The following is a 21,659-nucleotide window of genomic DNA, read 5'->3' as shown; positions in this document are numbered from 1 at the left end:
CTTGAAAATCAGTATCCCACAAGTTGATATAAAGGGGCTTGTGTGGATACTTTAGACGCATTTTTTAATACACCTTCATCTTTATAGCGCTTTAAAATTCTTTGAACTGCTGGCTTTAACTGCGTTTTAGTTAACCCTACCTTTAACTCCGGTTCATATAGCAATTTGAGTAAAATGACATCAAGCGGTGATAGTAGATCATTGGGTGTTTGGTCATTGAAAATTGAAGGGTAGGCGAGTTCTGAGTCATTCGGTAGCCCGAGCACTTGGGTTATTTCTTCTACTATACATGCGACAAGTTTTCCTCTCTCCCGTGCTAGATCGACCGGTATCGCAATCCCTGCCTTGATAATCTCATTTTTGTGATTCATTTGATAACCCGCTGTGCAAATTGCGGTGTTTAAGTGATCGGTAGATTTAATGCCTATTGCGCTTTTTGCGTCTTGATGCCAAGTTGATTCTGAAGTGAAAATCCACTTGATGTTGGCTTCAGACTTTTGATTTACGAGAGTGATGCTCAAACCAGTAATGCTTGAAAGGTGGGCTAGATGAAGTTCCACTAACTCTTGATGAAGTTCTTGATCTTTAACCTTGTGTTGAATCCAAATTTTTAATGGGCGATTCCACTTGGACAGCGATTTCTGCCCTTTTGAATATTCATTTTTTAATGCAACTTCATAAAAGGCAGTTTCGACAAATTTAGGGCCGAGCCAAGTTAGCCCTGTCGCCAAGCTTGAAAAGGACAAAGCGGATAACAATAAAGTCAGCATGAATAAAATCTGATTCATCGAAGTACTGATAACTTAGTCGGTTTTATTATGTTAGCTGGATTCAAACCTAATACTCCGGGAGAGAATTGAAGCGAAAAGGATCGCTTCATTCATTACACTATCATTGTCTTACTTGTTTTATTTACACTTGGATAAGTGGCTCGGAGCTTTGAAAAAGTGGCTTTCTACTAATCTTTGTGTAATTTGATGAGACGGATCTGTGAGTACTTGCTGCGTATTACCTGACTCAACAACATTACCTTCGTGCATAACCATGATCTTATCGGTGATGTGTTTTACTACACCAATATGTTGAGAAACGTAAACAAATGACACGCCCATCTCTTCTTGAAGCTCAAGAAAGAGGTTGATGATTTGAGAGCGCATCGCCATATCAAGCCCGTTAAGTGCTTCATCTGCGACTATTATAGACGGCTGCAAGATTAAAGCTCTAGCAAGGCACACCCTCTGCTTTTGACCTGTCGCAAGCATCTGAGGGTAAAAATACGCATGCTCAGGAAGCAAGCCAACTCGCAAAAGCGTGTCTTTTACTCGTCTCATCCGAGCTTCAGGTGTCATGTTAGTGTTTCGTTTTAATGGCCCCTCAAGGATTCGACCGATTTGGATTCTTGGGTTTAAAGACGTATTCGGGTCTTGGAAGATCATTCGAATGAGCTTACAACGAGTAGAATAATCTTTGTGTTCTAATTTCTCACCATTAACTCTTATTTCACCGGATGTCGGTTCCACCATCCCAGAAAGCATGCGTGCTAAAGTAGATTTTCCCGATCCATTTTGCCCAATAAACCCGATGGTTTGTCCCGCCTCTAAAGTGAAGCTGACAGGTTTTACGGCATGTTGGATCTTTTTACGGAAAAGCCCAGAGCGTGTTGTAAAGTCTTTAGCTAACCCGTTGACTTCTAGTAGTGCACTCATGATTTCTTTTTCTTCTCCATATTCAAAGGGAAGTGACAGCTAAACTTGTGATTTTTAATCCGTTTCGTATAAGGGATCTCTACGCATTGTCTTTGTGCATATGGGCAGCGAGGACCTAGCCGGCATCCAATAGGCAAATGTTGCAGCGGAGGAATCGAGCCTGGTAAAGATTGGAGCTTTTCTTTATGAGGAATCCAGTCACTAAAATCAGGCATCGCTTTTAGCAAAGCAACCGTATAAGGGTGCTTAGGAACAGAGAGAATTTTTGCGGTATCGGCAGACTCAACAGATTGACCACAATACATCACTGTAATTCGGTTTGCCCATTGGGTAATGGTTGTTAAATCATGTCCGATCAAAACAATCGTAGTGTTGTTTACTTGATTCATTCGACTCAAAAGGCGCAATATTTGTGACTGTGTAATAGGGTCTAAGTCATTCGTTGGTTCGTCAGCAATAAGTATCTTAGGTTTGGCCGCAATAGCCATCGCAATCATGACTTTTTGGCACTCTCCATCTGTTAGCTCATAAGAGTAACTATCCATTAGGCGGGAGTGATCTTTTATCCCAACTTTATGCAGCAAACCAATGGCTTGTTTCTTGCGCCATTTAAAACGCTCCCACCACTTCCCATCGAAAGAGCGCGACGGGATAGCTTCAATAAGCTGGCGGCCAACTTTTTCTGATGGGTCAAGACAAGTTGATGGCTCTTGGAAAATCATGGCAATATCACGAGCAATGACTCGGCGTCTTTCTTTCGGCGTAAGCTGCAATAAATCTATGCTGCCGAGGCGCATTCTATCGGCCGTCACCTTCCAGTTTTCTTTGCAAACGCCCACAATCGCTTTAGCAACTAAACTTTTTCCTGAGCCCGACTCTCCTACTAAACCCCTGATCTCACCTTCATTGAGAGTGATGCTCATACGATCAACTGCTTTTACTAGCCCTTGAGGGGTTTCAATTTCAATGGTTAGGTGTCGGATATCCAGTAATGGCATTATTCGATTCCCGCGTTGAGGGCTTGGCGCACGCCTTCACCAACCAAGTTGATAACAATAACTGTAAACATAATGGCTAATCCGGGCAAAGTAACGGTCCATGGCGCTAAGTAAATCAATTCTACTGAGTCTCCAAGAATAGAGCCCCATTCAGTGCTCGGAGCCTGTGCACCTAGGCCTAAAAAGCCCAGAGCTGTGATATCCAAAATCGCAACTGAAAGTGCCAGTGTCACTTCCAAAGCTACGACTGTAAGTATATTAGGTAAGATGGAATTCCAAAGTAGGTAGAAGTCGTTTGCCCCGTCCAGCCTTGAGGCAAGGATATAATCTTTCTCTACTTCAGTATGAACCGCAATATAAACAGAGCGAATAAACCTTGGTATTAAAGCCAAACAAATCGCGAGCAAAATATTAAATTCCCCAAACCCCAGAAAAGCAACGAAAATAATGGCTAGGAGGAGAGATGGAATGGACATTACAGTATCAAGAAGGTGATTGAGGGTGCTTGAAAGTAGCCCGCGAGTCATCCCCGCGAGTACGCCAATTAAACAACCAATCACAGCCGCTATAGTTGTTATGATGACGGCTGCACCAAAAGTCAGCTGAGAACCAATAATTAAACGGGATAAGATATCTCGCCCAAGATCGTCTGTTCCTAAGAAATACTCAACAGTGCCTGCTGGGTCCCAAGACGGTGGGATCAATAAATGACCAGTCTGCTCTTGAGCATCATGAGGGGCAAGCCAAGGAGAAGTAACTGTAATTATGACGATAAAAGCTAAACACCATAGCCCAAACATCGCTAAGTTATTACCTCGAAAACTGCGCCAAAACCGTTCATATTGGGTAGGAATTTGTTCTTCCTGGTAAACATTATTTGTTAGCATACCATTCCTTCCTTACCAGAGGATTAATCGCCGCACCCAACAAATCAGATAGAATATTAGCAGTGAGTACAAGTGTCGCCACAACCATTACTCCAGCTTGAATTGAGACATAATCTTGATTGGATAAAGCATCCAGCAACCATCTGCCTATACCAGGCCAGTTAAAAATCGATTCAGTGATTATGGCTAAAGTGAGCATACTGGAAAGCTGGACCCCAACCTTTGGGATAATAGGGGGTATAGCATTTCTTAATACGTGTTGAGTAACAATTTCTCGTGTTGACAAACCTTTAATTCGAGCCGCTCGGATGTAGTTTTCCGTCATGACTTCTGCAACGGAACTTCTCATTAACCTGATCACTTGAGTAGTAGGCGCTAGGGCGAGAACTAAGCAAGGTAACACCATATGTTGGATAACACTTTCTAACGCATGCGCGCGATACTTACCTTCAGAAAAGAAAGCGTCAATAATGGCAAAACCAGTAACGTGCTGAATTTCGTAGAGAAGGTCATAGCGACCTCCAACAGGAAATACTTCAAAGTTTAGGGAAAATATCATGATCATCAATAAAGCGACCCAAAAAATAGGGGCAGAATAGCCTGACATTGATGTGAATGAGATTATCGTATCAATGAACTTACCTTGTCTCATACCTGCAATGGTTCCAAAAGGGATACCAAATGATAGGGCGAGAACAAATGCAAAAAAGCACAGCTCTAATGTGGCTGGAAAGACAATGGCAAGCTCATCAATAATAGGCACACCATGTTTACTGATACCGAAGTTTAATGTCGATAGCTCACTGATGTAGTTAATCCAACCCGGCCAAAAGTCTTGAATTGCCCATGGGGAAGTCTGGTCTAAACGCAGTAAAGAAAAGCCAACCAAAGTGAGCATAGCGAGTGTAATAAAGAAGAGGTTGATTCGTCTTAATGTATACCAAAACATTATTTCGGCTCCCGAACAACTTGATCAAAAGGTTGAGAATTAAATGGGCTTTGTTTAAAGCCGCTTAGCGAAGTGTCGTGAACCCGAAATTGAACGCCATGCGCCAATGGAATTACAGGGAACTCCTCATTCAATATATTTTGTGCTTGGTGATACAAATTCACGCGATGCCTTTGTTGATTGATCTCCAATGCGAGGTCGAGCAGAAAGTCAAAATCCGAGTTACACCACATCGCAACATTTAGACCAGCTCTGTCAGAACTGCATGAAAGCAGTGGGCGTAAAAAGTTGTCAGGATCTCCAGTATTACCAATCCAGCCCGTTAACAATAGATCGGTTGAGGATATTGAGGACAATTGAGTACGATCAAAACGGTCATCAGTAAACAGCTTCAATTCAACCCCTATGTCGGCTAAATTTGCCTGAATCAACTCGGCCGTTTTACGTGGGCTAGGGTTATAAGCTCTAGGTTCCAAAGGGACCCACATGGTCAGTTTTAGCCCTTGTTCTACACCCGCTTCTCTTAATAAAGCAATGGCATAATTACGGTCGTAACGAACATGCACGCTGTCTTTAGGGTAAGCCCATGAAGTAGGGGGAAGTAAGGTGTAGGCTTTCGTTCCTGTGCCGTAATAGACTGAATCCAGAATATTTTGACGATTGATTGCAAGGTTTAGAGCCTTTCTAACTCTAGAATCATTAAGAGCGGGGTGCACTGTATTTAAGGCGATGAAAGAAACATTAACCGCAGGTGTTGCGCTTATTTTAAGCTCTTCTCTCGCTTGAATAATCGGAATTTGACTCGAAATTGGTGAATTTAGTACGTCACATTCGTTACGCAGTAATTTTGCTAATGTGCCAGTCCCACGTTGTGAAGTATCAAAGACAACTTGGTCCATTTTGACTTCATTCTTCCAATATTTATCGTGCTTTTTAAGCCTGACGAGGTCATTAATTTGATATTCGCTTAAGTAAAATGGTCCAGTCCCTACAGGGAACGCATCTATTTGACCTTTTTCATCTTTGAGCTCAAGTTGGGTCGCATATTCTTTTGAGTGAATGACCGCGTAGCTTGTCGCAATATTATTTAAAAATGAGTTATTTGGATGGCTAAGGGTGAACTTGACCGTCAAATCATTAATAGCTGATACATCAACTAATGAATTTTGGAAATCAATGCCGGCAAACCAAGGGTATAGACCGCCACCGACATAATGATAAGGGTGAGAAGTGTCGAAAATTCGCTCAAAGCTGAACACGACATCTTGAGCGTTCAAAGTTCTTGTCGGTGTGAACCACTCAGTTGTTTGAAACTCAACATTCGGTCTTAAATGAAAGGTATATTCCGTACCAGATTTGTTCACTTCCCAGTGTGTTGCTAAGTTTGCGGTAGGTCGGTATGTACCAGAGTCTAACTGCAAAAGCGTATCGAATATTTGAGGGCTGAGCGACTCAGAAGTAATACCACTATCTACTAACTGGGGATTGAAGGTGCTTGGGTTGCCTTGTCCGCAATAGACAAAACCTTTTTCACGGATCTTCTCGTGGTCCACCTCTTTTCCGCAGCCCGCTAAAAGACCAAACGTACAAAGACCGAACACTAATCTGGATAATACTTTCATAGAAAGAAATACTTTTTGAAACGAAGCTTATTAGATGCCTCAAGAGCCGGACAATTTATCATTTTATTTATTTCGCTCCAAATGATTATCTAGTTATACCTACGATTTGTCGCCAGTTTGTCCAACAATGGCATATTTTCTTACCATGCCTCTAAGTTGGTGATAGCTGAGCCCTAATAATTCAGCAGCATCTTTCTGATTATATTTACTTTGTTCTAAAGCTTGTGTGAGCAGATGAACATCTTGCTGCTCTTGCCACGCTTTGTAATTCAGTGGAAATGAAAAACTATTGTCTAATGAAGTATGGCTGTTGGCAGCATTATTGTCAGGATTTTGTGAAAGGGGATTCACGTGGTCAGAACCCTTGGCTTTTTGTTCCCAAGGTTGTTGAAATGGGTCGAAAACTAATGATTCGATTGGGTAATCGGATTTTCCATTTTGATATATCGCTCGCTCAACCACATTTTTTAATTCTCGGACATTCCCTGGCCATTCGTAATCAAGCAATGATTGTAAAGCGTCATCTGAAAAACCAATGAATAAATCCAGTTGTAGTTCGCGGCACATTCTAATCGCGTAATGTTCTGCAAGTAAGAGGATGTCTTCTTTTCTTTCTCTAAGTGGTGGAATGGAAATGACATCAAAGGCGAGCCTATCGAGTAAATCTGCTCGAAATTCGCCTTTTTGAGCAAGTTGAGGTAAGTCAGCGTTGGTTGCACATACAAGGCGAACATTAGCATTTAATATTTTTTGCCCGCCAACACGTTCATATTGACCATATTCTATGACTCTAAGCAGCTTCTCTTGCACTGACAGCGGTGCTGTCGCGAGCTCATCTAAAAATAAAGTGCCACCTTCTGCTCTTTCAAAACGCCCTTGGTGACGACCTTTAGACCCTGTGAATGAGCCTGATTCATGTCCAAATAGTTCCGAGTCAATCAATCCTTCACTTAACGTTGAGCAGTTTAAGGTGACTAAAGGTTGATCCCAACGCTTTGAAAGGTAATGTAGACGTTGTGCAATTAACTCTTTACCCGTCCCTCTTTCACCTATGATAAGTACGGGCCTTTCAATCGGGGCAAGTTGTGAAACTTTATCTAGAACAGAAAGGAAAGTAGGTGATTCGCCAATAAGATTCTGCTGCATAGTGTGACCTTTCAATTGAAAATATGTGGGTTTAAAACCTTGGAAGTGCTAATCGTGGCTAAGGTGCTACTCATTAATTCAAGTTGGTTAAAAAAACCAAAAATTGGTTTATTTCATCATAGCATGATTGTTTAAAAAGAGCTGGTAAGTTTATCTTATTGAAAAATAACAAATTTAAACTTGGCACGCGAATTGATACTAGATAGTAGCTAAACAAGTTTCTGAAACACTGATTTAAGCTTAACAATAGCTAGAGTGTTTTAACCAGCGGTCAATTATTTTAAGGAGAACCCCATGGGTATTTTTTCTCGTTTCGCAGACATTGTTAACTCAAACATCAGTGCTTTACTTGATAAAGCTGAAGACCCTGAAAAGATGATTCGTCTCATCATTCAGGAAATGGAAGATACCTTAGTGGAAGTTCGCACTAACTCCGCAAAAGCCATTGCCGATAAAAAAGAATTGGCTCGAAGAGTGGATGGTATGGATTCTCAAATTGCTGAATGGGCTCAAAAAGCGACATTAGCCTTGACCAGAAATAGAGAAGATCTTGCAAGAGCGGCTCTGATTGAAAAGAAAAAGTTAGAAGATTTAATAAAAGGGCTGCACACGGAACAAACGTTAGTTGAAGAAACTATCGAAAAGTTAACCGGTGAAATCGGCAAGCTGGAAACAAAAATCGCAGAAACGCGAGCGAAACAACAAGCGTTAGCTATTCGCAATCAAGCGGCAACTAACCGACGCGATGTGCAGAAGCACTTACATTCAAGTCGTTCACATGAAGCGATGGCAAAGTTTGAACAGTACTCTCGTAAAGTTGATGAGCTTGAAGCAGAAGCTGATGTGTATGCCAAAACAGGCAATGCTAAATCACTTGATCAAGAATTTGCAGAATTACAAGCACAAGATTCAATTGAGCAAGAGCTAGAAAAACTGAAGCAGCAAGTTGAAAACCGCGACAAATAACTGAGGAGCTTTATATGTCAACATTTCTGATTGCCGGACCGCTGATCGTATTTTTGATATTTGTCGCTCCGCTGTGGTTGTTTTTACACTATCGCAGTAAGCGCAAATCTGGAAACGGTCTATCAACTGAGGATCTAGAGCGTCTAAATATATTGTCTGAGCGCGCAGAAGCGATGCAAGATAGGGTAAAAACGCTTGAGAAAATTCTAGATGCGGAGTCCCCAAGCTGGAGACGAAATTATGAGTAGAGACTTATATCGAGATCCGATAAATGGGAAGCTTTCAGGTGTTTGTGCTGGTATGGCTAATTACTTTGGACTTGAAGTGTGGTTGGTAAGGATACTAGTGATATCAGCGGCGCTTTTAGGTGGAAGTTTTTTAGTTATTCTCGCGTATGTAGCTATGACGTTCATGCTAGAGAAGCAACCCACGCAATATGTGAATGAACTTAAAGCGAAACAAGATCACAAATTGAAAAGCAAGCCGTGGGAACAAGGTCAGTCTGCTGAGTCGTTACTCATGACTTTAGAAGGCGATTTTGATCACCTTGAGCAGACGGTAAGAAACATGGAAGCTTATGTGACTTCAGATGCATTTAAGGTGAATCGAGAATTCAAAAATATGTAATTTCTATGTTGGTTAATACGAAAATAACGGTTTGGGTAAATATTATCCAAGCCGTTATTTTTTTTGACAATTTTTAGGGTAAATCAGTCTATTAACTGGTAAGTTTCAAATGATTAATCTATGTTAAATAATATTTCTAGATATGGATGATCGCCAATGTATAAAGCCTCCCTAGTCCTTTTGATGACCATAATCGGGTTATCTGGGTGTGGTAAGGAGCTTCCCCCTGTTCCCGAACCTGAATCTCGCCCTGCAAAACTATTCACTGTCTCTGTTGGTAACAACAACTTTGAACGAGACTTTCCCGCGACAACAGAAGCTGGTGATAAAGCAGTATTAGCTTTTCGTGTGCCTGGTTTACTTGAGAGTATTGACGTAACTGCGGGTCAAGCTGTATCTAAGGGCGATGTTTTAGCTGCGTTAAACCCTGATGAGTATCAGTTGCTTGAAAAACAAGCGCGTGCAAATTTCAAATTGGCTGATGTTCAATATCAGCGTTCCAAAAAACTCCGTAAAGATCGTGTCGTATCAGAACAAGATTTTGATCAAGCCAAAGCAAATCATAATTCTGCCCGAGCAGTTCTCGAACAAGCGAAAGCTAACTTGCGTTATACGCGCCTTGTCGCGCCTTATGATGGTACCGTATCTTTAATTCCTGCTGAAAACCACGAATACATCAGCGCCAAGAGCGGTGTAATGAATATTCAAACGAATCAAATTCTAAAAGTTGTTTTTCTTCTACCTGACCAACTATTAAATCGCTTTTCGACAGGTGTTGAAACAACCGCAACAATGGTATTTGACGCCTTTCCGCAGAATAGTTATCCGCTCACTTTCCAAGAAGTGGATACTGAAGCGGATCCAAAAACAGGTTCATATAAAGTCACCATGGTGATGGAACGCCCAACGGATGTGGGTATTCTGCCGGGTATGTCTGGCAATGTGACAGTCGTTGCTGAAAAACAATCGGCTACACGTATCCCTAAAACTGCCATCGTGAATGCAAATGGCAAAACGTCTGTTTGGCGAGTAGGCAGTGAAGGCATTGTTGAAAAAGCGAGTGTGACTTTGGATGAGCAACACCATATTTTATCTGGTTTGAATGATGGCGATAGAATCATTACTTCAGGTGTAAGTGGCATTGAGGCGGGTATTAAAGTTCGCGAGTGGGTTAAGGAAAGGGGGCTATAATATGAAGCATTTTAAAACGATCGCATGTTTATCTAGCCTTGCTTTATTGAGTGCGTGCAGTGATAACAGTACAGAATCTGTGGTTGTCACTCCAAAAGTGAAAGTGATAGAAATCCAAAAGTCAGACACGCATGATAAATTGTATTTCCCGGCGGTTGCGAATGCGGCTGAAAAATCACACCTTAGTTTCCGAGTGTCAGGTGAGATTAACAAACTGACGATTAAAGAAGGGGCAAGAGTTAACCAAGGCGACATTCTTGCTGAACTTGACCCAACTGACTATAAGTTGGACGTTGATAACGCTCGCGCTCGATTCACTGTAATTGATAGTCAATATAGGCGTTCAAGCCCACTGGTTAAAAAAGGTTTATTAGCTAAATCTCAATTCGATGAAATTGCGGCACAACGTCAAATTGCATTTTCGGAATTAGAGCTAGCGAAACTGCGTTTATCATTTACTAAACTTCGCGCGCCAGTCGATGGAATCATTTCTCGAGTTAGTGTTGATCAGTTTGAAAATATACAAGTCGGTCAGCAAATTGTGAATATTCACAGCGTCGAAGATGTTGAAGTGGTTATCCAATTACCCGACCAAATTTATGTTAACCAACCTAGCCAAGCGACGACTGCAAAAGTAGATGCGTTAGTTCGTGTGCCAAGTGGAAATGAATATAAAGCGACGGTTAAAGAGTTCACCACGGAACCCGATCCCGCGACAGGAACATTCACCGTTACTTTGTCACTTCCAATGCCCGATACAGAATACATCCTTGATGGTATGGCGGTAGAAGTGACTTCAAGTGGTCGTAACATGGGGCTAAAGTTAAACCTTGGAGTCCTCATTCCTATTGAAGCTATTTTTAATGGCGATGGCGATGCCTTGGATAGAAAGCAATCGTATGTCTGGGTGGTTAATGAAGATAATACCGTTTCCAAGCAACACGTTGAGATAGGGAAAGCGAATCAAACAACGTTGCAGGTTATTAGTGGGTTAGAACTCGGGCAAGATATTGTTACTGCAGGTCTATCAAGATTAAGAGACGGAATGACAGTGGAAGTATTGTCTCAGGAGACGGGTAATGAGTGATATTAATAATAAGCCTCAAACAGACGATGAAATTACCGGTGTTGCGGCCTACTTCATTCGTAATAAAGTTATTAGTTGGATGCTCGCACTGATCTTTTTAATTGGTGGTGTTTCTGCATTTTTCGGATTGGGACGTTTAGAAGACCCAGCCTTTACGATCAAAGATGCCATGGTGGTGACCTCTTACCCTGGTGCAACTCCTCAGCAAGTTGAAGAAGAGGTGACTTATCCATTAGAGAAGGCGATTCAGCAATTAACTTATGTTGATGAAGTGAACTCTATTTCCAGCCGTGGCTTGTCCCAAATAACGGTGACAATGAAAAACAACTATGGTCCTGACGATTTACCTCAAATTTGGGATGAACTGCGTCGTAAAGTTAACGATTTGGATGGGCAACTGCCCCCAGGCGTGAATACGCCTCAGGTCATTGATGACTTTGGTGATGTGTACGGGATTTTGTTAGCGGTTACTGGTGAAGGGTACAGTTATAAAGAGCTACTTGATTATATTGACTACCTAAGGCGTGAACTTGAATTGGTTGATGGTGTCAGTAAAGTTTCAGTATCTGGTCAGCAACAAGAGCAAGTGTTCATTGAAATATCGATGAAACGCATCAGTTCGCTCGGCTTGTCACCTTCAACAGTATTCAATTTATTATCCACTCAAAATGTTGTATCTGATGCTGGTGCGGTGCGAATCGGTGATGAGTTTATTCGGATCCATCCCACTGGTGAATTTAAAAATGTTGAACAGTTAGGTGACTTGATCCTGACAGAAGGTGGCGCACAAGGTCTGATTTATTTGAAAGATGTTGCTGACGTCACCAGAGGTTATGTCGAAGTACCAAGTAATATCATCGGCTATAACGGTAAGCTAGCGCTTAACCTTGGTGTATCTTTTGCCCAAGGTGTAAACGTTGTCGCGGTTGGTGAAATGTTTGATCGGCGCTTAGCTGAGCTTAAATTCCAACAACCAATCGGTATCGATATTGCTGAGGTTTATAATCAACCGAAAGAAGTAGACAAGTCAGTTAGTGGCTTTGTTGTCAGCCTTGGTCAGGCGGTTGCAATCGTAATCATTGTACTCTTGTTCTTCATGGGGCTTCGTTCAGGTCTGTTAATTGGTCTGATACTTTTATTGACCGTATTTGGCACCTTTATCTTCATGCAATACTTCAAAATCGACCTTCAACGAATTTCGTTAGGGGCGCTGGTTATTGCGTTAGGTATGTTGGTGGATAACGCCATAGTGGTGGTCGAAGGGATATTAATAGGGACACAAAAAGGTAGGACACGCTTACAAGCGGCTACAGATATTGTTACCCAAACCAAATGGCCATTACTTGGGGCTACTGTCATTGCGGTAACGGCTTTCGCGCCAATTGGTTTGTCGCAAGATGCGACAGGTGAATATTGTGGAACATTATTTACTGTATTACTTATCTCATTGATGCTTAGCTGGTTTACTGCGATCTCAATCACGCCATTCTTTGCCAATATGTTCTTTAAAGGGCAAAAAATTGCGGGTGACGGTGAAGATAATGACCCATATAAAGGCATGGTTTTCGTTGTTTACAAAAACTTCCTAGAGTTTTGTATGAAGCGAGCTTGGTTAACCGTGATTGTATTAATTGTCGGTTTAGCTGTTAGCTTGTATGGCTTCATGTTTGTTAAACAAGCGTTCTTCCCATCTTCGACTACACCTATGTTTCAGGTAGATGTGTGGATGCCAGAAGGCACCGATATCAGAGCAACCAATACAAAGCTGAAAGTTTTGGAAGGTTGGTTATCAGAGCAAGATGAAGTTGACCACATCACTACAACCGCAGGTAAAGGCTTACAGCGTTTCATGCTTACCTATGCCCCTGAAAAAAGTTACGCTGGTTATGGTGAAATTACAGTTCGAGTGAAAGATTACGCAGTGCTTGATCAGTTAATGATTCGCTTCCGTGAACACGTAAATGCACAATTCCCAGAGATTAATTACAAACTTAAGAAAATTGAGTTAGGTCCAGGTGGTGGTGCAAAAATTGAAGCGAGAATTGTAGGTTCAGATCCAACAATATTACGTTCTTTAGCATCACAAGTGATGGATATTATGTACGCTGATGCAGGTGCATATAATGTACGCCATGACTGGCGTGAAAGAACCAAAGTATTGGAGCCACAATTCAATGAAAGCCAAGCTCGTCGTTACGGTATTAGTAAATCCGATGTAGATGAGTTTCTTGCGATGTCCTTTTCGGGTAAATCTGTGGGTGTATACCGTGATGGTACGACGCTGATGCCAATTGTGGCGCGTTTACCTGAAGATGAGCGAATTGATATTCGAAATATCGAAGGGATGAAAATTTGGAGCCCGGCATTAAGCGAATACATTCCATTGCAGCAAGTGACTTTAGGTTACGAGCTTATTTGGGAAGACCCATTGATTGTTCGTAAGAACAGAAAACGTATGCTAACGGTAATGGCAGATCCTGACTTGTTGGGTGAAGAAACTGCCTCAACGCTTCAAAAGCGCTTACAGCCGCAAATTGAAGCAATTGAAATGCCTTCTGGTTACTCGTTAGAGTGGGGCGGTGAGTATGAATCATCTCGTGATGCACAAGCGTCGTTGTTTACGACAATGCCACTTGGCTACTTATTCATGTTCTTGATTACAGTCTTCCTATTTAACTCCGTTAAAGAGCCATTGATTGTCTGGCTAACGGTGCCATTAGCAATAATAGGGGTAACCACAGGGCTGTTAGCCTTAGATACACCGTTTGGCTTTATGGCTCTACTTGGGTTCCTAAGTTTGTCGGGTATGCTGCTTAAAAACGGGATTGTATTACTGGATCAAATTGAAATTGAGATGAAATCTGGTAAAGACCCTTATATCGCCGTTGTTGATGCCGCTCTGAGCCGTGTACGCCCAGTTTGTATGGCGGCAATTACAACAATCTTAGGTATGATTCCGCTACTGCCTGATATTTTCTTTAAACCAATGGCTGTAACTATCATGTTTGGTCTTGGTTTTGCCACAGTGTTAACGTTAATTGTTGTGCCGGTCTTGTACCGAATATTCCACAATATTAAAGTTGCATAAATAGATAACGGAATGCCCCGATTCAGGGGCATTTTTATGGATATTGTATGAGCTTATTAAACGAAGAATTTAACACTGAGCAGAAAAGTGGGCATCAAACATGTGCTTGGGCTTTGAAACATGAATTAGAGCGTGATTACCACGATAAAGAATGGGGTATTCCTGTTTATGATGACCAAGTGCTTTTTGAATTTATCACTCTTGAAGGTGCTCAGGCAGGACTAAGCTGGATCACTATTTTGAAAAAGCGTGAAGGTTATAGAGCTGCATTTGAAAATTATGATTTACAAAAACTTGCTAGGCTAAATGAAGAGGAAGTACCGCGTATTATCGAAAGCTTTGATGTTGTTAAACATAAAGGGAAAATTGCATCCGTTTACAATAATGCTCGTGCTGCTATTGAGTTACAAAAGGAGTTTGGTTCGCTATCTAATGCTTTATGGCAGTTTGTAGATGGAAAGCCGATAATTAACCAATGGGAAGATATGAGTCAGGTTCCTGCTTCAACTGATGAATCAAAACAAATGAGTAAGTTTCTGAAAAAGCGAGGCTTCAAATTTGTTGGAGAGACGATTTGTTATGCTTTCATGCAAGCAATGGGCATGGTAAATGATCACATGGTAGATTGCCCTAAAAGGTAAACATCGTGCTTTGCTAAGCTATAAAGCTATAAAGCTATAAAGCTATAAAGCTATAAAGCTATTAAGAAAGCCGCGGGTTTGTTTACCGCGGCTTTTTAGTAATTTAATCTCAAAAACTAATTCATTAGAATTCAGTCTTTCAAAAATCTAGCTGGCGTTTGATTCACGTTCAAGTACTAGCGCATTATGCCTTTCTAATCCGCGTTCTAAATCCGCAATAAGGTCATTAACATCTTCTAGACCAATATGAACACGTATTAAAGTACCTTCAAATTGTGGGTGTGCCACAGTTCTTAAACTATCAAAGCTTTTAGGTTCATTAGCAAGTATCAAGCTTTCAAAACCGCCCCATGAATAACCCATACTGAAATGTTTCATACCATCTAATAGTGCAGTAGTTGCTCTTGGGTAAGAGGATTTTAATACAAATGAAAATAAGCCGTTACCGCCTGTAAAGTCACGATTGAAAAACTCATGCCCAGGACACGTTTCAAGGGCAGGGTGACGAACATGGTCGACTTCGGGTCTATCTTGTAGCCATTTCGCGACTTTAAGGCTGCTTTCTGCATGTTGACGTAATCTTACATCAAGAGTGCGAATACCTCGTAAACCAAGGTAAGCGTCATCTGGCGAAACACATTGACCCATTAGGTAGCTTTGCTCTCTTAGCTGTTCCCAACATTTTTCATTAGCAACGGCAGTACCTAACATGACATCAGAGTGACCGACGATGTATTTGGTTGCCGCTTGAATAGAGATATCAACGCCAAACTCAAAAGGAGAGAAGTTCACGCCAGCAGCCCAAGTATTATCAAGCATAACAACAATGTCAGTTTCGTGAGCAATACGAGCCAAAGTCGGGATATCTTGCACTTCCATGGTTACAGAACCAGGAGATTCAGTGAACAAAACCGTAGTGTTTTCCTTAATAAGATCACGAATACCTGCCCCAATAGTTGGAGCGTAATAGGTCGTTTCTACGTCCATTTTTTTAAGCATCGTATCGCAGAAGTCACGTGTTGGTTCATAACACGTGTCAACCATCAAAATATGGTCGCCTGTTTTTACAAAAGATAAAATAGCATTTGAAATAGCAGCTGTGCCACATGGGTAAAGTGCACATCCTACACCGCCTTCGACTTCAACCATTGCATCTTGGAAAGCAAAGTGAGTATTGGTACCACGACGTCCGTAGAAAAGGGTTTTGTTAGCACGGTTGACGGTTGCTTTATGCTTTTCTTCAACAGTATTAAACACAACTGTCGAAGCACGTTGAACAGGCGGGTTAACCACGCCATTCGTCCATTTTTTATCGCGACCGGCAGTTATGAGTTTGGTTGTCTTACTTTCAGACATGCTATGAATTCCTTATCAATCAGTTATGGTCTATTTAAAGCATGTAGGGAGGCGTGAATGCAATAGCTAGTAATGACTTTTTCCTATTTAGAACGAAATTTAAGTTCAACACATCAAAAACGATGGTTTAAAGGTGGCAGCCAGTGCTGCGGGTCAAATAGCTAGAGTAGCGGGTTAAATAGGTAGAATAGCCGTTCAAAAAATCGCGCGGGTAAACCTCGTTTATTCCAAGTGTCTAATTCCACGGAATACGAGTTATCTATATAAGACTGTTGGAGTTGAGACAGCTCACTCGTGAATTTAACGTCATCAACTGCGAGCGTCACTTCAAAATTAAGCCACAAGCTACGCATATCAATATTGACTGTACCGACTAAACAAAACTCTTCATCAATGACTACCGATTTTGTATGAAGCAATCCGCCATGAAACTCATAAATCTTCACTCCCGCTTCTAATAGCTCGGTATAGAACGCTTTTGATGCCCATTTGACCATCATCGAGTCATTGATATGAGGGATGATGAGCTCAACATTGACTCCACGCTGGGCTGTCATCTTCAATATTTCAAGTAAGTCAGCGCTGGGTACAAAGTAAGGAGTGGTAATACGTACAGACTTATTGGACTGATTTATTGCGATACTTAAGACTTGTAATATTAGATGTTCAGGCATGCCTGGACCTGATGGAACGACTTGAATAGGGTGTTGAGCTTCAGAGTCATCTATTTGGCATTCAGGGAGTTGAGGAAGAATACGGTCACCCGTTTCTACTTCCCAATCCCAGCCATGGATAGCAGAAAGCACATTAACGGTAGGACCGGTTACTCTCACCATTATGTCTACCCATTGCCCAACGCCGGCACATTGTTTGAAATGAGCGGGGTCCACCATATTCATTGAGCCGGTATAGGCAATGGATTCATCGATCACAATGATCTTCCTATGCTGCCTGAGATCTAGCCTTCTCAAAAAGATACGCCAAGGGCTAACTTCTAATGCTTGCACAACATGAATTCCAGCATCTTCCATCATCGAGCTCCAGTGACTTCTAAAGAACCTTGGGCTACCAGCGGAGTCGAGTAACACTTTAACTTCAACACCTCGTTTAGAGGCTTGAATTAAAGCAGATGCAACAGAGTCAGCTAACCCTCCTGGATGCCAGATATAAAAGACTATTTTGATGCTGGTTTTTGCACTTTCAATATCTTTGATGATGGAACGGAGGATTTCATCTGGGGATACTTGTAAGGAAAGCGTGTTACCACTTAGAGCGGGGATGCCCATTCGATTATTACAAAGTTCATCTATTTTATGGATTGGTGACCCGACCTGAGCGGGCAAATGAGCTTGGCAATGATTCAGTTGTCTAAACCAGTCACCGAAAGGGGTAAACATCTGTTTTGCACGTTCTGCTCGTTTTCTGCCCAAATTGAGCTCCCCAAACAAAAAGTAACAGGCAACACCAACGATTGGAACGATGTAAATGACCATCAACCACGCAAGAGACACACTGACAGCTCGCCTTTTAAGAACCACTCGAAGCGTGACACCGGCAACGAGAATCCAATACAGCACTAGTGAAGCTATTGTTAGAAAATGATAAACCTTATCCACATGCAAATACTCGAAAAAAGAGACACTTAGATAGTAATAGTATTTTAGAGCTATTGGAATTTTAGTTGTAACGAATTTATAAAAAGCAACAAATTGTTTACAAGTTAGAGTAAAGGCTGTAAATAGAGGAAAGTTGTTAAGTTTTAGTTAAACTAAGACGAAAACGATTGGTTTGTACGAAAAGTCGGCATTTAAACATATAAACTAACATCTATGTGGGAATTTATACGGTGCGGGCTTCCAATTTTAATCTTAAACTGTTTTACTTGCTACACAACGAGCGTCAATTATACTTTTATAAAGTGTACTTATATTTTTACACTTCATCTTTTAAGACGCCAACTCAAGCAAATACAACACAACACAAAATATATCTGGAGAGAGCGTGGCTACTAACCCATCTACAAATTCCCGTGACACATGGGGCTCAAAACTTGGCTTCGTAATGGCCGCAGCAGGTTCTGCTGTTGGTCTAGGTAACATTTGGAAGTTCCCTTACACAGCAGGCGAAAGTGGCGGCGGTGCATTCGTTGCAATTTACCTGTTTTTTGTAATCTTTATTGGTTTCAGCGTTATGCTGACTGAATTTGCAATTGGACGTCATACGCAAAAATCAGCGGTTGGCGCATTTAAATCGACAGACCGTCGCTGGACATTCGCTGGTGTGATTGGCGTAGTCAGTGGTCTACTTATTATGGGTTTCTACCCTGTAGTAGGTGGCTGGTCTATTGCTTACATTGGTAAAATCGCTGGTGGTCTTCTTGATACGCCTGAAGCAATTGGTGACAGTTTTGGTGGTTTCATTTCTGATCCTATCCAACCACTAATGTGGATGGGCGCATACCTATTGCTAAACATCGTTATCGTAATGAAAGGTATTTCTGGCGGTATTGAAAAAGCAGGTAAGGTATTAATGCCTTTACTGTTCATCATCCTTATCGTTGTATCTATTAAAGGTCTTACGCTTCCAGGCTCTATGGCTGGTCTTGAGTTCCTGTTCAGCCCAGATTTCTCTAAGGTAGATAGCAACGTAATTCTTGCGGCTCTAGGTCAAGCATTCTTCTCTCTAAGTCTTGGTATGGGTTGTATGATGACATACGGTTCTTACCTTAAGAAGAAAGAGAACCTAGTTCAGACGACAGCGATGGTTACCGCAATGGATACAGGTGTTGCAATTCTTGCTGGTGTGGCAATGTTCCCTGCAATGTTCGCATTCGGTATGGAACCTGCGGCTGGTCCTGGTCTTGTATTCGTAGTTGTACCTCAACTATTTGCTGAAATGGGCGGCGTAATTGGTCTTCTGTTTGCACTTATGTTCTTTATCGGTCTAAGTGTTGCGGCTCTAACTTCTTCAGTATCTCTTCTAGAAGTAGTGGTTTCTTACCTAATTGATGAAAAAGGCATGAAGCGTGTTACTGCAGTACTTTCAGCAAGTGTGGTAATGGCGATTCTATGTATATTTGCTTCTCTATCTCTAGGTGGTTTAGGTCCAACATTGTTCGATACTGGTGCGTTCGATATCTTCGACCTACTAACTGATAAAATCTTCCTAGCGGTTGGCGGTATGTTGGTATGTATCTTCGCTGGTTGGAGACTAAACCGTGCAGACCTTGAGAAAGAAATCACTAACGATGGTGAAGTATCTTTCCCACTATTTGGTCTATGGTACAATCTTGTGAAATACGTAATCCCTGTAGCAATCGCAATCGTTGCATTTATGGGTGTATCTTCAGGCTTTGATAGCGGTAAAGGAGCAATAATGCTTCTAGGCTTAGGTATCATTGCTGGCTCGGCGGTTATTTCTAAGAAGTTCTAATCATTAAATACTTCTAAAGAACGACTTTGAAACGAGAACCTTTTAGGTTCTCGTTTTTTTATGCCGCGAAAAATATCCTTCTTAATTAAAAAAAACATCATTTATTTGTAATATTGACTATAAATATGATTAAAGAAATATCATTGATTGTCGATAAAGTTATATGAGGCAGCGACCCGTAATCGCTGCCATTTATTCTAGGAAGGTGCTGTGTGAAATTATCAGTAAGAAAAAAGTTGTATGCAGGTTTTGGCGCAATACTTGCGGTTTTAGTTATATTAGTGGCTATTGTTTGGATGGAGGTCAGCAAGTCCCATAAGATTGCTGACGAAATCAGAACAGATGATGTGCCTGAGGTTGTGACGTACCTGATTCTTATTGATGAAGCTGGGGATGTATATCGTGATGCTATGGGAGGCGTAACTCTCGTAAATGGTTCACTTGAGGATTATCGTTCGAACAAAGGTGAGTTTGCTGACGCAATTCAACAAGCTAAGCAACTTGAAACTCAAGGAACTTCTGATTACCGACGCATCCAAAAAATTGAAGATTTGATGCAAAGGTTTACGCAAGAGTTTGAGTCTCAATTAATTTCAAATATTAGCGAAGATCGACTGCTGACAAATATCAATCAGCTTCGAGCTTTATATACCCAGTATTTAATGCCAATTGAAGCGTTATTAGATGAAGCATCAGACTCAGAGCGTGCAGCTGCAAATGAATCATTACTGTCTTTGACGGAATCATTTACAACGATGGAACGAACTATTCTTATTCTGTCTGTCATCGCGATTGTGTTTGGCTGTGTAATTGCTTATTTGCTATCGAGCTCTATTACAAACCGACTAACTAAGTTGGAAGGTGTAGCAAGACGAGTTGCCTCTGGTGATTTAACAGCAGAAGCAATTGTCGATGATTCTGGCGATGAATTAGCGAATCTAGCTCTGTCAGTGAATCAAATGCAAAATTCATTAGTGGATTTGATCGGTTCGATTTCGACAGTTACAAAAGAAGTTCAAACGGCGACAGGTGAACTTTCTTCGATTAGCCAAGATATCGTAAGCGGTGCAACTGCTCAGGCAGACAAAGCTAGCTTGATTGCTACTGCGGCTGAAGAGCTAAGCTTAACTATCTCTGAAGTAGCACAGCAAGGTACTTCAACTTATGAAGAAGCACGCCGCTCTGAAACTTCAGCAGAAGATGGTCGTAAAGTCATTGTTGAGATGGTTGCAAGCATCCAACAAGTTTCTAATCAGATGAGCGACATGTCGACTCAAATGAACACGCTTGGTTCACATGGTGAGCAAATTGGCAGTGTAATTAAAGTGATTGAAGACATTGCTGAGCAAACTAACCTACTTGCTTTGAATGCGGCGATTGAAGCTGCTCGTGCTGGTGAGTTTGGACGCGGTTTCGCTGTTGTTGCGGATGAAGTGAGAGCTTTAGCAGAAAGAACAACAAAAGCGACTCAAGAAGTGTCAGGCATCATCCAAGCGATTCAATCAGGAACACAAGAAGCCGTTACTTATACTCAAGACAACTGCCGACTTGTTGAGATTGGTGTTGAGCAAAGTTCTGGAGCTGTCGTGGCGCTAGAAGCCATTGTTGCTGGTGCAGGTAATGTACAAAGCATGGTTAACTCTATTGCAACAGCAGCTGAAGAACAAACAGCAGTAACGAAGGAAATTGCTGCGGATATTACTGCAATTAGTGATATCTCTGAGCAATCTCTTAGTCTTGCAAACCAGAGCTCAAACAGTACTCATGGGCTAAATGGTCGAGTTTCTGAACTAGAAGCTTTGATCAGCAAGTTTAAGCTTAAGTAAGTGGCTAACTCTTTAAGTCAAAATTGGCTAATTTTCGGTAAAGCGGACTCTCGTTTCCCCGATGTTTTTGTCAGCCAATAATCAGTAAATACAGGGCTAAATGTTAGGTCATACCTAATTATTTAGCCCTGCTCATT

General features: G+C 41.5%; 18 protein-coding genes. 9 read left to right on the top strand and 9 right to left on the bottom strand.

Going from position 1 to position 21,659, the window contains the following annotated elements:
- Positions 1–8: 8 nt before the first annotated feature.
- The 7 genes from F0226_RS15570 to pspF all read right to left on the bottom strand — a co-directional run bounded on the left by F0226_RS15570 (position 9) and on the right by pspF (position 7,308).
- Positions 9–788: a DUF2927 domain-containing protein gene (locus F0226_RS15570; RefSeq protein ID WP_171736500.1), complete on the bottom strand. Its 780-nt coding sequence runs from the start codon at positions 786–788 to the stop codon at positions 9–11.
- Between the two features lie 120 nt (positions 789–908).
- Positions 909–1,706 carry an ATP-binding cassette domain-containing protein gene (locus F0226_RS15565; RefSeq protein WP_171736499.1) on the bottom strand — a complete coding sequence of 266 codons (798 nt, stop codon included), beginning with the start codon at positions 1,704–1,706 and terminating at the stop codon, positions 909–911.
- Positions 1,703–2,704, bottom strand: a complete 1,002-nt coding sequence (locus F0226_RS15560) for an oligopeptide/dipeptide ABC transporter ATP-binding protein (protein ID WP_171736498.1) — start codon at positions 2,702–2,704, stop codon at positions 1,703–1,705. The genes F0226_RS15565 and F0226_RS15560 overlap by 4 nt, the downstream gene beginning before the upstream one ends.
- Complete coding sequence (gene sapC / locus F0226_RS15555; RefSeq protein ID WP_171736497.1) at positions 2,704–3,591, bottom strand: putrescine export ABC transporter permease SapC; 888 nt, start codon at positions 3,589–3,591, stop codon at positions 2,704–2,706. The genes F0226_RS15560 and sapC overlap by 1 nt, the downstream gene beginning before the upstream one ends.
- Positions 3,578–4,540, bottom strand: coding sequence for an ABC transporter permease subunit (locus tag F0226_RS15550; protein WP_171736496.1), 963 nt, complete (start codon positions 4,538–4,540; stop codon positions 3,578–3,580). The genes sapC and F0226_RS15550 overlap by 14 nt, the downstream gene beginning before the upstream one ends.
- Positions 4,540–6,162: an ABC transporter substrate-binding protein SapA gene (gene sapA / locus F0226_RS15545; protein WP_171736495.1), complete on the bottom strand. Its 1,623-nt coding sequence runs from the start codon at positions 6,160–6,162 to the stop codon at positions 4,540–4,542. Before sapA ends, F0226_RS15550 begins: the two co-directional genes overlap by 1 nt.
- A 99-nt stretch (positions 6,163–6,261) precedes the next feature.
- Positions 6,262–7,308, bottom strand: a complete 1,047-nt coding sequence (pspF, locus tag F0226_RS15540) for a phage shock protein operon transcriptional activator (RefSeq protein ID WP_171736494.1) — start codon at positions 7,306–7,308, stop codon at positions 6,262–6,264.
- A gap of 294 nt (positions 7,309–7,602) precedes the next feature.
- Between pspF and pspA the strand changes: the two genes are divergently transcribed.
- The 7 genes from pspA (at position 7,603) to F0226_RS15505 (ending at position 14,908) form a co-directional block, all read left to right on the top strand.
- Positions 7,603–8,274, top strand: coding sequence for a phage shock protein PspA (gene pspA, locus F0226_RS15535; protein WP_171736493.1), 672 nt, complete (start codon positions 7,603–7,605; stop codon positions 8,272–8,274).
- Between the two features lie 14 nt (positions 8,275–8,288).
- Positions 8,289–8,522 (top strand): envelope stress response membrane protein PspB, encoded by a 234-nt coding sequence (gene pspB, locus F0226_RS15530; protein WP_171736492.1) that lies wholly within the window; start codon positions 8,289–8,291, stop codon positions 8,520–8,522.
- A complete protein-coding gene (gene pspC, locus F0226_RS15525) occupies positions 8,515–8,901 on the top strand; it encodes an envelope stress response membrane protein PspC (RefSeq protein WP_171736491.1) in 387 nt (128 codons plus the stop codon). The genes pspB and pspC overlap by 8 nt, the downstream gene beginning before the upstream one ends.
- 156 nt (positions 8,902–9,057) lie before the next feature.
- A complete protein-coding gene (locus tag F0226_RS15520) occupies positions 9,058–10,092 on the top strand; it encodes an efflux RND transporter periplasmic adaptor subunit (protein ID WP_171736490.1) in 1,035 nt (344 codons plus the stop codon).
- 1 nt (position 10,093) lies between these two features.
- Positions 10,094–11,179, top strand: a complete 1,086-nt coding sequence (locus F0226_RS15515) for an efflux RND transporter periplasmic adaptor subunit (protein ID WP_171736489.1) — start codon at positions 10,094–10,096, stop codon at positions 11,177–11,179.
- Positions 11,172–14,267 carry an efflux RND transporter permease subunit gene (locus F0226_RS15510; RefSeq protein ID WP_171736488.1) on the top strand — a complete coding sequence of 1,032 codons (3,096 nt, stop codon included), beginning with the start codon at positions 11,172–11,174 and terminating at the stop codon, positions 14,265–14,267. Before F0226_RS15515 ends, F0226_RS15510 begins: the two co-directional genes overlap by 8 nt.
- Positions 14,268–14,314: 47 nt before the next feature.
- Positions 14,315–14,908 carry a DNA-3-methyladenine glycosylase I gene (locus tag F0226_RS15505; RefSeq protein ID WP_171736487.1) on the top strand — a complete coding sequence of 198 codons (594 nt, stop codon included), beginning with the start codon at positions 14,315–14,317 and terminating at the stop codon, positions 14,906–14,908.
- 147 nt (positions 14,909–15,055) lie between these two features.
- Here F0226_RS15505 and F0226_RS15500 read toward each other — a convergent pair whose 3' ends face one another.
- Both F0226_RS15500 and cls read right to left on the bottom strand, forming a co-directional pair.
- Entirely contained in the window at positions 15,056–16,264 is a 1,209-nt protein-coding gene (locus F0226_RS15500) for a cystathionine beta-lyase (protein WP_171736486.1), read from the bottom strand.
- Positions 16,265–16,425: 161 nt separating this feature from the next.
- Complete coding sequence (gene cls, locus F0226_RS15495) at positions 16,426–17,880, bottom strand: cardiolipin synthase (RefSeq protein ID WP_171736485.1); 1,455 nt, start codon at positions 17,878–17,880, stop codon at positions 16,426–16,428.
- 445 nt (positions 17,881–18,325) lie between these two features.
- On the opposite strand from cls, the gene F0226_RS15490 reads away from it, so the two are divergent.
- Complete coding sequence (locus F0226_RS15490; protein WP_216606648.1) at positions 18,326–19,696, top strand: sodium-dependent transporter; 1,371 nt, start codon at positions 18,326–18,328, stop codon at positions 19,694–19,696.
- A 212-nt stretch (positions 19,697–19,908) separates the two neighbouring features.
- Positions 19,909–21,522 carry a methyl-accepting chemotaxis protein gene (locus F0226_RS15485; RefSeq protein ID WP_171736483.1) on the top strand — a complete coding sequence of 538 codons (1,614 nt, stop codon included), beginning with the start codon at positions 19,909–19,911 and terminating at the stop codon, positions 21,520–21,522.
- Positions 21,523–21,659 lie beyond the last annotated feature (137 nt).

The sequence above is a fragment of the Vibrio sp. 99-70-13A1 genome (assembly GCF_013114625.1).
In the GTDB taxonomy this organism is placed as follows: domain Bacteria; phylum Pseudomonadota; class Gammaproteobacteria; order Enterobacterales; family Vibrionaceae; genus Vibrio.
This window is presented reverse-complemented; position numbering and strand designations above follow the sequence as displayed.